This is a genomic window from Nonlabens sp. (assembly GCF_047636915.1).
Lineage (GTDB): Bacteria > Bacteroidota > Bacteroidia > Flavobacteriales > Flavobacteriaceae > Nonlabens.
Window position 1 is genome coordinate 17,966 of record NZ_JBLIGN010000032.1, and the last position, 10,923, is coordinate 28,888.

Here is a 10,923-nt window from a genome sequence, read left to right on the forward strand (position 1 = left end):
TGTTGTAGAGAAGAGGAAGAATAGGTGCTGCCTTACTTGTTCTTTAAATTAAGAAACTCATATCTTTATTAGTTTAGTTGCTGTTTCCTCATCGGTTTTTAAAATTGCGGCATGTTTTAGAAGATAATCTATAGCAATCTAAAGGATTTCAGTTTCAACGCCTATTTTTTTATGGGTGTTGATTTGACTTTTTATTACTGTAGTCGCATACTTCTAAAGTATTCTGACCAGTCTTAGGATTGAAACTTTGTGTCTCATTTCACCATAGAAGCATTTGGCTGTTTAAAGATTCTGATGATGGATATATTTATAAATAGAAACAGAGTGAATAATAGCGCAATTAAGGTGGTTATTCCGCTTTCGCGAAAGTGGAACAACCATAAACAGCCTGCCATTTAAAAAAATCAGGAGTCAAGAAACCAGTTGAGTTCATCTAGTGGTCATAGTTGGAAAATAGATCCGCTTGTAAACCAATGAGCCGGTAAAATTTAGCATATATGGTCTTTTAGATAGGTTTAAAAAAGGAGGTAAAACTCATCGTTTTACCTCCCAAAACAAAACAAACTAAATTTTTAATTCATCACATAGGTAAGGGTCGTCTGTGCCATATGATTGGTGATAAAAGTATGCGTACCACCTTTTAAACCTATGTTATGCTACCCGATACCCAGTTCTATTTTTGAGGTGATGGGATATTCCAAGCCATCGTAAATCCAGTTCTGGTAAAATGATTTAAGCCTAGTTCCTTCCTCTAAATTGATAAATAACTCATCAAATAGCTCTATAAGAATACTTTGGGTATCACTCATCTTTAGGATGGGTCTGGTTAAGGTAAATCGATATCGAAGCCTATGGTTGCATGTGGTTCCATCAGTATCAGAATTACCGGTAGAATCGGTGGCTATTTTATCGATAAAACGTTCTTCTAATCTAAATCGGTGCTTGAATTTAATTTTATCTTGTGCGTGATTTAACTGTACCTGCTGCCATAAGTTGTGCTCATTTGCGTCTATTGGAATCGTAAAATCTGAAAAGGCATAATTTCTAATATAGCTATACCCTAAAGCAAAATCATAGGTGTCATTCTTCTTAAAGTGGATAGCAGGTCTTGCGATAAATTGTTCCCAATCCTGTAAAAAATGAGTCCGTCTAAAATGAAATTCTGTAGTCACATAGAAGGAATTGTCAATTTTTACTGTGGGGATAAAACTGTTCCAAGAACTGGAATGACTTAGGTTTTGCTCTTGTGCATTGGAGCTATGTGCGGCACATAAAAGCAGCATTATTTTGATGTAGTTCTTCATATAATTTAAAAAAAAAAGTAATAGTGAGCCTTTGGGAAAATCACCGCTTTTGTGGTTTGTTTAATTAGTGACTGGTCGCAAAAAGGAATATTTTTAATTTTGCTGTATTTCTGACCAGACATTAAATAGAAGTTTTGGTTTGTTTTTTTCTCGCTGCAAATGGATGGTCAGACATCGCTTTGTGATGTTCTAGTCCTTTAAAAATCACCGTGCCTCCATTGGACTCATATTCATTTTTAAAATGTTCTAGATTTTCCATCACAGAGTGGTCTACAAGATTTGTTTTGTGTAAATCAATGGTGATTTCTAGCCCTTGTGGAATATCTTCTAGATCGCGTTTGATCCCTAAATAGTTAGTAAAAACAGCTGCTTTATCTATTTCAACTACGTATTTATCTCCTAATCTCGAAACTAGGGTAGGCGCTTTAAAGAAGGAGGAAATAGGAGTTCCATTAAACATATGAATCACTATTTTTAATAGCATTCCCGCTACTATTCCTATTAATAAATCCTCGCCTAGGGTAACCAGTATGGTGACTAAAAAAATAGCCAATTGCTCTTTCCCTATTTTAAAAATATGCTTGAATTCTCTGGGATGGGTTAATTTAATCCCTACGGCTACTAACATTGCTGCTAGTGCAGAATTAGGAATCATTTCTAAAATTGGCGCTGCTAGTAACAGGAATACTAGAATAAAAAAACCGTGAAAGAAGTTGGCCCATCTTGTTTTAGCACCATTTGCAACGTTTGCAGAGCTACGCGCTACTTCAGAAATCATTGGGATCCCACCTAGGAAAGCGGCAATAGTGTTTCCTATACCCGTAGCGATAAGGTCTTTGTTCATATTGGACTTGCGCTTATAAGAGTCCAGCATATCCACCGCTTTTACAGTGAGTAAAGATTCTAAAGTCCCTACCAGTGCAAACATGATAACATATTTTATAAAGGTTCCTGTTTGGGATATCCCGTCAAAACTGGCATTGATATTTAAGTTGTCCATAAGACTTCCCACCTCTAATAAAGCATAGGAAGGTTCTGTATTTGCAAAGTCCATATACAACTCTGCCGGGATCGCAAAAACCAGCACTAATAATGCGGCAGGAATCCTCTTTAGTGTTTTGTTTTTAATCAGTGGCCACAACAGCATAATTAATAAGCTTATCACTCCTATAATTGCTGCTTTTGGGTCCAGGTTTTTTATAAAGTTTGGAATATTCCAGAGCAGTTCAAAAGGCCCCATTCCTTTAGAGAGTATGGGGTTGTCATTTAACAGTACCGGCATTTGTTTTACGATAATGATAATCCCAATTGCAGCAAGCATCCCGTGTATGGCAGAAAGCGGAAAGAAATCGGCTAGTTTCCCCAGCTTTAAAAGGCCAAAGACTATTTGCATCAATCCAGCAACTACCATAGCACCTAATGCCAGTTTCCAACCCAATATGGGGTCTCCTTGACCAAAATCGGCAACCGCTCCTGCAACAATGACAATAAGGCCAGCCGCTGGACCTTTTATAGACAAGCGGGATCCCATAAAGAAACTCACAAATAAGCCGCCAATAATAGCAGTTATAAGTCCCATAATAGGAGGGAATTCTGAGGCTTTAGCAATTCCTAAGCTCAATGGTAAGGCCAGCAGGAACACAATAAATCCTGAAATGGCATCTGCCTTAAAATTTTCTTTTAATCCTGCAAATCCATCAGCAGGGATATATTTTTTAATAGTTGTTTTCATTTATTTTTAGATTAAAGTTTTAAAATGTTTTTAGTATAAATCTAGGAGGACCTTCTGGCCATTGGCGTTTCTGTACATTTTGTAGGTCCCAAAAAAATACGAGCATACATGCGCATTAAACTGATGCCGTTGAGAATAAAAGTGAATGAAATCAAGGCTGCCAAAAGGAATTGGTTTTCTCCAATATGGGTGAACAACAAGTCTTCTCCTAAAAAAGTGGTCGTAACTGGAAATCCCATCAACCCTAAGGTACACAGCAGGTACCAGAAGGCTGTGTTTTTTTGACCTAAGGCCAATCCATAAAAATTATTTAGATCAAATGTTTCCTTTTTAGATAGGTGGAGGAGGAGTATAAAACCCGCAATTCCAGCAACTATAACCCCAGATAAATAGAAGACAGCATCCCAAATATGGAACCTATCGTTAAAGGTGATGGCTAGTAATACCCATAAATGACTGAAGCATAACATGACCCAAGCCAGCAACGGATTCTTGCGTTCTGAAAAGGTGCGAATCACTAGAAAAAGAGCAATCCCTGCAATAATTACAGGTATCAGCTTGTGTAATATTTCTGACAATTGCACAAAGAAGCTCAGAAAAAAGAGAGGAATAGGGAGCAGGGCAAGCGCCATATGAACCGCAGGTTTTGGTTCAAAACGGGTCAATGGATTCCCGATGCGTTTTATAGGGTTCCAAAAAACTTTATAAAGTAATTGATCTAGTTTCCATTCATTTAAGCCTATGAGATAGAGAGTAGCTTCGTACTTTTTAAGCCACCCACTTTTAGGTTTTTCTTTATACGGTTCAAATTGATAGAATTGCTCTCTGATGTAATAGGCCACCATGGACGGGCTAATTAGCAGTTGATAGCTTCTTAAAAAGGCATTACTCACTAAATGAAGCAGGGCAATATTCTCAAGTCCTAAAGCTACTTCCACAAAAATAATTCCTATTTGAGCTACGGAAGAATAGGCTATTTGAGCTTTGGCAGAATACTGTACTCTGGAAGAAATAGTAGCCATGACAGCTGTTGTAATCCCTAATGCAATGACTATAAGCTTAATGACAAATAGCTGTTGCCAAAAAGCAGCGGTACGCAATAATAAAAACACACCAATATGAGCGGCAATCGAACCGTAAAAAATAGCGCTAGAAGGAGTAGGGCCTTCCATAGCTCTAGGCAACCAAGAGGAAAATGGAAACTGTGCAGATTTCACACTCGCCGCTAGAAGTATGGCTAGAGATATAAGGATGCCTATCCAAGGGTGAGAAACCAGATGTTCTGACACGAACTGAGAGTTGTTCAACTGCTCAAAAGTGATGTTTTCATGCCACAGGTGATGACTCAACCACATGGTTATTAAAATACCAACGTCTGCAATTCTATATATAGAAAAAACCTTCAACCCATTGCGTACCGGTAAATAGCGATGGCGGTAATAAGCGATCAGTAAAAAGGAAGATACACCTAAGGTTTCCCAACCTATAAATAGGGTTTCAAAATTGCCGGCTAGCACAATAACCTGAATGGAAATAAAAAACAGCAAAAAGGTGGTGAAAAAGCGTTTGTATCCAGGTTCTTTATGAAGATACACACTGCTGTAAATGGCAATTAGATACGACAGAATACCAGAAAATAAAAGATATACAGCAGCTACTTTATCAAAATAAAAATCGATAAAAAAGTGATAATCACCAGAACGGTACACGGATATTTCTTTGATATTGATGTGATCAGCACCTTTCCATAACCAGGCGCCAATAAACGCAATAGTAAAAAGCACATAGGTTCCCATGGCGATATGAATCGTGGTACTGATTGCTTTTTCTTGACTTTCTGGAAATAAAAGGCTGATTATTAATCCTAAAAATGGGATCAATAAAAATAGAGCTATGAGGTCTTCCATAGTTAGGATACGTTGAGTTGGTACACCGGTAAATTGGCAGAATGATTTTCAAAAACAGTTTCTAAATTAGAAAGGGTCTCCATCTTATGTTTAGAAGTTTCGTATGATTTTAATTCCCCTTTGTATAGATAAGCGATGGCTTTGGTGTCGGGATGTAGGATCGCTAGTTTAACCCATTCATTTTTATACCAGTTCCAGAGTCCGCTATCGTTTTGAATAAGTCGCATCACAACTTCTGGATAATGCTCTATGATCATCATCAACCGTAAAGGTGCATGTACATCTATCATTTGAGAAGGCAGCCCAGGACGTAAGTCGCCTTTAATTCCATTGGCTACTCCAAAAAGACCAATCACATTATGGGGCAGTTTAGACCCAGCACCTAATTTTTCATTATCTACGCTAGAGAAGTAATACTCGAGGTTGATACCTCCACAAACAGGTGTGGCTGCTTGTAAAATGACTTTTAATTGTGTGCCGTTTAGATCTTGCTTATAATCATAGGAATTCAAAAAAGCACGCTGATCTAAAAAGACACTTTTTGTCAAAGATCTACGCCCGACTATACAAAGGCTGTTATTAGAATGGTTCAATTCTGGTCGAGGTTCGAACAAGGCTGTAGAGCGGTTCTTTACATCCTTATGCACTTTAATCGCGTCTCGCTTGCTATTGGTCAATAAAAATTGTCTCGATCGTTCTTTAGCATTGTGAGATAAGGCTTTATCAAACTGTGCTCTATGTGTGGCATGTACTTCTGTTAGCTTTCGCGTAAGCGTAACTTCATCATAAAATGCAACCTCATCACGAGTCGTGTCGTGTAAACCTCCCAAAAAATAGGTAGTGCTAGGAATAAAAATATGTTTTGCTTCTAGCGCTTTTCTAACATCTGACCTGTTGGCCATTTCTGAAACTGCCCGACTGTTTACAGAGCCTGCTCTACCAGAACAGGCACCACAATTGTAACCAGCATAATACGGGTTGTTGGTACTGCTGCCTCCGTGACCTATCAAGTAAACTAGTGAAGCAAAATTAGTCGTTAAACCGGTGCTTTTTAACAATCCATACACGATTTCAACCATCTCTTCAACGGTATATCCTACTTGATACCCATTTTCTTCTGCATTGTTTTTATGTTCAACAAGAATAGTCGCCGCTTGCTCCATATGTTCAAAAGCAGAGGAATGTGCCGGAGATATTTGGGGTTTAAATAGATTAAAAAATAACCGCACTGCTGACCAAAAGCCAATCGTTTGTGACAACAACCACCCGGTAAATAGCCGGTGTGATGCTTTATGGAAATGAATGTCTTTACCGTTTTTAACCGCCCTTCCTTTCTCTTTGATCAGGTGTTTAGGAGTTAAAGAACCTGGACAAACTTGTGTGTAAAACTTTCCCGACTCTGGTTGGTACATTGCTACCATTCCGAAATGTCCCGGCGTGCCGAAGGTTTCACAGTCTGGAGCTGCTTGCTCTAAATGTCTTCGTACCGATTCTTCTCGATCATCAATACAAAAGAAGGCTTGAAAACTAGGGGTTGCCGTTTTTTCTTTTGCTGTGGATTGAACCAATCCCTGTAAAACTTCACTGTGATAACTCCACTCTAAGGCTTCTTGCCAAATGGCGATGACTTTCCAATACCGATCAACTTCTTTAAAGGGAAACAATACCACAGGCGTTCTTAAATTTACGGCGGTACTCAAGGGTAATGTATCCAGTCCAATGCTCTGATCTAAGGCTTCAATTTCTAAAAGTAATTCTAGAAAAATAAAATCATGGAGGCTTACTTGTCTCTGATCAAGTAAGGTGGTGGGTTGTTTTTCTATGGTAGCTACCATACCGGACCAACCAGGATGACTAAATTGCTGGTCAAATAGATACTGCTCAAAGTAAGTCGCATCCCCTACAATACTTTGTAATAGGCTTGTGATGCTAGTTTTAGAATCATGAAGTAATTCAACAGCCTTTTTAGATTGAAAAACCGAAACTAGACTGTTTTTTTGTAAGGTACGTACAGCCTCCAAAAATGTGACGTTAGGATAAGGAAATCGTTTCTCAGAAACTCCTTGATCCAGATAAGCACCAATTAATTTGAATAATTTGGGATGCACCAACATATCTAAATCGATCTTAAAATGACTTTTCCAAAAGGCTTTTAACAGTCCTATTTGAGGAGTGGAATCATTTGACAGATCCTGATTGAAAACTAAGGATTTCCAATATGTAAGGCTGTTACTATCTTTAAAATTATGGATGGTAGTAGTAAGAACATCTTCTTTAATAACTCCTTCTTGAAACAGCTTTCGATATTCTTTTAAGGAAAGTGTTGTTTTGTAACCAAAGGTAGAATTTGCTTTTTGTAAAGCTTCAAAAAATGAAAAATCGTTAAAGGCATGTAAGGTGTTGTGATGGACAAAGTCCTTTAAAGGAGCTTGTGCGGGTAAATAATGTCTAAGATGATGGAGCGCCTGTGCTTCATCAAATGTTTTTTGATCCGTATGCATTAGTAGAATGCTATTTAAATAAAGTGAATTAAGAATTTTAGTGGAAGAACTAAAAAATCACACGTAAAAATTTGAGGTGTTGTACCGCATCGATAGTGTCGGAAACTAAAGGTATCGAGCAGTGGTCGTTAAGAAAGAATAAACGAGCAGTCTAACTTGAGACAGCAAAATTGAATATAGCGCGGGTATTTTGAGATAAAAATCCAGCCGCAGGCATTAGGTGAATTGCTGCTCCTAAAAGCAGCCAGATGTAGAGTAGTGAACGGCTTTTGTTCTATAGCACCGCCACCAGCTGTTCCACCTATTTTTTGAAAAACTCTTTCAGTCAGACTTGAAATAGTTTCAGTTTCAGTTTCTTCTTCAAGCCACTGAATTTTGTTGTTAGAACCCGTAGTTTCTGAAGCTGTGCTGTCCATAATTGCGCTAACTGCTGCTTCTGGCACCAGCATAAAAAGCAATAAGGATATAGATAAAATAAACTTCATAGCACAATTCATGATGCAAACATAAGTAACATTCGTTATATTTGAACATTACTTATGTTATATATTTATTTATATTTTTTATATGCGCAGTTTCTTTTTAAAATTTGATTTCCAAAGCCATCTATTATTTGAGACTCTCACTTTAGTAGATAAAGAATTGGTTCATAGCTTTATGGAGGATATTACAATAAAGAAAGGCAATGCCCTTTTTTATGAAGAGGGTATTCCTACTGGTATTTTTCATATAGTGAGTGGAAGAGCAAAGAAATTTAAAAAAGGATTCAGCAATCAAGTGCAGATATTTTACATCTATACACCTGGTGACTTTTTAGGTTATCATGCCTTGTTGGGTGAGGAGCGCTATCAGGACTCCTGTGAGGCTCTTGATGATGTGGAGTTAAAATTCATTTCAAAAGATAATTTTCTAAAATTACTTCAGGATCTTCCGTCTTTAAAAGATGCTTTTATTAAAAATATGAGTCATGAGTTTGGGGTATTGGCAAACACAATTGCAGTTTTGGCTCAAAAGGATCAAAATACGCGGCTAGCGATTTATTTATTGATTTTTGAAAACCGGTTTAAAGCCATGATTCCCGATTATAAGGGTATTGATTTGACTCGCGAAGATCTGGCTAATTGTATTGGAACTTCACGAGAAAGTTTAGGTAGAAGCTTAAAACAGTTTAAAGATGATGGGATGATTTCCATTAAAAAGCGATGCATATTTATTATAGATAAAGCGGCTTTCTATAAATTACTTAATTTGGAATGGGTAAAATGATGGTTGTTTTAAAAACTTTTTTAAGTTCTTAATCAAAAGGCAAATACAAGTAAAACTCTAATTAGTAGTGCAATTAAAAAATAACAATCCTAAAACAGCATTAAAGTGATGCTAAAAAGAATAGTAAGAACTCTAACTTATGCCCTACAAAGTGGTTTTCTTTTTTATTCAATAAAGCAGTACAGATCTAATTAGGCATTCTTTTTTTGATAATGCTTTTGAACTTTATAGACTAAAGCGTTATAGGAAAATACATTATGTAAAGAATATACGGTGGAAACTATAGATAAGGGGTCTGTTGCCTTAATCAATTGCTTGTCAAATTGATTATTATTATAAAGAGGAATCACTAGTTTTGTGAAGCAGCAAAAACGATTGTCCTTTTGGCTCAAAATGACCAAAGTACAGGGTTTGCTGTTTTATGGGTATTTGAATATCGCTTTAAAGTAATTATTTGTTGTTATAAATAAATGGACCTGTCCCAATAAAACTTGGCTCATTGTTTTGGAATTTCTCGATAAAGCCCAAATACAGGTCAAAATCAGTGTAAAAACGATGGTTTTTTTCCTGAAAAGTAAGGCATAGTATGTACAAAAAGGCGATTGATACAAATTGCTCTAATTAGAATGAGTAGCATATCGCCTAGAACATGTGCCATTCATAATTATGTAGCCTACATTAATTAATACAATTAATTGGTCTCTATTGGAGGAACTCTAGTCTTGACGAATATAGGTGCTTTATGGAATCAATTTAGCTTTATAAAGGGGCAATACATCGTTTCCTTCTCACCTTTATTTTTTTATGAATCAAATGGTAGCACTGCGTAGAGACTTTAACAGGCTAGCGCAACGCAGGCATGGGCGCATTGTTGTGTTTAGAATTTTCAAATGTATAAAATAAAAAACATGTAATAAGTTCCTTCAATGCTCCACGCCTGAGTTTTTTTAAATATTTGGTATGGATAAAACGATTCAAATAAGAATGCCTTACTTTTTAGTAAGGCATTTTGTAATCTTATTGTGGAACAAAATCAAGTTTGCTAAACGCTTTAATTAAGAGTTAAATCAGCTGACTTAAACTTTTTTATCTAAAACCCATTCTCCTTTACTCATTAGAGGTAAAGCAGCTTTATACTTAACTTCCTTGGTATCTCCGGTCATGATGTTTTTAATAATGACTTTATCATTACGACCTATCTTAGGCTGGTCGCGCTTTATGGTTTCCGTAACTTGAGGACGCTGCTGACTTGCTCCAGCACCAATGGCTCTTGCTTTTGCAGCTTGCTGATCACTATTGAGAATTTCATCTTTTTGAGTGCTTGTGTTTTCAGCCTGTTGCTGTCTGGCTTCGCTTATGGTATCAGCGTCTCTGGTTGGAAGATCTCCTTTAAACATAAAACCAATGACATCCTTATTTACTTTGTCAATCATTATTTTAAATAATTCAAAGGCTTCAAACTTGTAAATAAGTAGGGGATCTTTTTGTTCATGAACAGCTAGTTGTACACTTTGTTTTAGCTCGTCCATCTTACGCAAGTGAGTTTTCCAAGCCTCGTCAATAATGGCAAGAGTAATGTTTTTCTCGAAATCAGTTACTAAAGAACGACCTTCAGAATCATAAGCTTCTTGCAAGTTAGTGGCAACATTTAAAGTTTTATTCCCATCTGTAAAAGGAACTGCGATACGCTCATAATTGCGCTGGTCGTTTTCCATTACATTTTTTATTACTGGATACACCTCAGAAGCGGTGCGCTCCATCTTCTTCTTATAATGTTCATAAGCAGCTTTATAAATGATGTCGGTTACTTTTTTTTCATCTTTGGCGGCAAATTCCTCTTCAGAAATAGGGCTGTTCATAGAGAAAAAACGAATCAATTCAAACTCAAAGTTTTTGAAGTCTTGAGCTATTTTATTTCCTTCTGTAATGTTCTCTGAGATATCATAAATCATGTTGGCAATATCTACCGCAAGACGGTCCCCAAATAAGGCGTTGTGACGTCGCTTATATATCACTTCACGTTGCGCATTCATGACATCATCATATTCTAATAATCTCTTACGAACACCAAAGGCATTTTCTTCTACTTTAGTTTGTGCACGTTCAATAGATTTAGAAATCATAGAATGTTGAATCACTTCACCTTCTTTCATTCCCAGTCTGTCCATGGTTTTTGCCATACGTTCAGAACCGAAAAGTCTCATTAAATTGTC

The 10,923-nt window shown here is 36.9% G+C and carries 6 protein-coding genes and 1 pseudogene; 1 reads left to right on the top strand and 6 read right to left on the bottom strand.

Features of this window, described 5'->3' with window-relative positions; all coding sequences use genetic code 11:
* Positions 1-656: 656 nt before the first annotated feature.
* The 5 genes from ACJAT0_RS06840 to ACJAT0_RS06860 form a co-directional block, all read right to left on the bottom strand.
* Positions 657-1,304, bottom strand: a complete 648-nt coding sequence (locus ACJAT0_RS06840; RefSeq protein ID WP_415181062.1) for a DUF2490 domain-containing protein — start codon at positions 1,302-1,304, stop codon at positions 657-659.
* 121 nt (positions 1,305-1,425) lie between these two features.
* Complete coding sequence (locus ACJAT0_RS06845) at positions 1,426-3,036, bottom strand: SulP family inorganic anion transporter (RefSeq protein ID WP_415181063.1); 1,611 nt, start codon at positions 3,034-3,036, stop codon at positions 1,426-1,428.
* 41 nt (positions 3,037-3,077) lie between these two features.
* Entirely contained in the window at positions 3,078-4,943 is a 1,866-nt protein-coding gene (locus ACJAT0_RS06850) for a proton-conducting transporter membrane subunit (RefSeq protein WP_415181064.1), read from the bottom strand.
* Positions 4,944-4,945: 2 nt separating this feature from the next.
* Positions 4,946-7,444, bottom strand: coding sequence for a YbcC family protein (locus ACJAT0_RS06855; protein WP_415181065.1), 2,499 nt, complete (start codon positions 7,442-7,444; stop codon positions 4,946-4,948).
* 128 nt (positions 7,445-7,572) lie between these two features.
* Positions 7,573-7,929, bottom strand: coding sequence for a hypothetical protein (locus tag ACJAT0_RS06860; RefSeq protein WP_415181066.1), 357 nt, complete (start codon positions 7,927-7,929; stop codon positions 7,573-7,575).
* 172 nt (positions 7,930-8,101) lie between these two features.
* Here ACJAT0_RS06860 and ACJAT0_RS06865 point away from each other — a divergent pair, with 172 nt between their 5' ends.
* Entirely contained in the window at positions 8,102-8,710 is a 609-nt protein-coding gene (locus ACJAT0_RS06865) for a Crp/Fnr family transcriptional regulator (RefSeq protein WP_415181067.1), read from the top strand.
* Between the two features lie 1,076 nt (positions 8,711-9,786).
* Here ACJAT0_RS06865 and secA read toward each other — a convergent pair.
* Positions 9,787-10,923: pseudogene (gene secA, locus ACJAT0_RS06870) on the bottom strand (preprotein translocase subunit SecA); the annotation flags it as partial.

Bases quoted from the DNA above. Each gene is read 5' to 3' on its own strand.
- ACJAT0_RS06860 (WP_415181066.1), bottom strand. From the start codon at position 7,929: ATGAAGTTTATTTTATCTATATCCTTATTGCTTTTTATGCTGGTGCCA.
- ACJAT0_RS06845 (WP_415181063.1), bottom strand. From the start codon at position 3,036: ATGAAAACAACTATTAAAAAATATATCCCTGCTGATGGATTTGCAGGA.
- ACJAT0_RS06840 (WP_415181062.1), bottom strand. From the start codon at position 1,304: ATGAAGAACTACATCAAAATAATGCTGCTTTTATGTGCCGCACATAGC.
- ACJAT0_RS06855 (WP_415181065.1), bottom strand. From the start codon at position 7,444: ATGCATACGGATCAAAAAACATTTGATGAAGCACAGGCGCTCCATCAT.
- ACJAT0_RS06865 (WP_415181067.1), top strand. From the start codon at position 8,102: ATGGAGGATATTACAATAAAGAAAGGCAATGCCCTTTTTTATGAAGAG.
- ACJAT0_RS06850 (WP_415181064.1), bottom strand. From the start codon at position 4,943: ATGGAAGACCTCATAGCTCTATTTTTATTGATCCCATTTTTAGGATTA.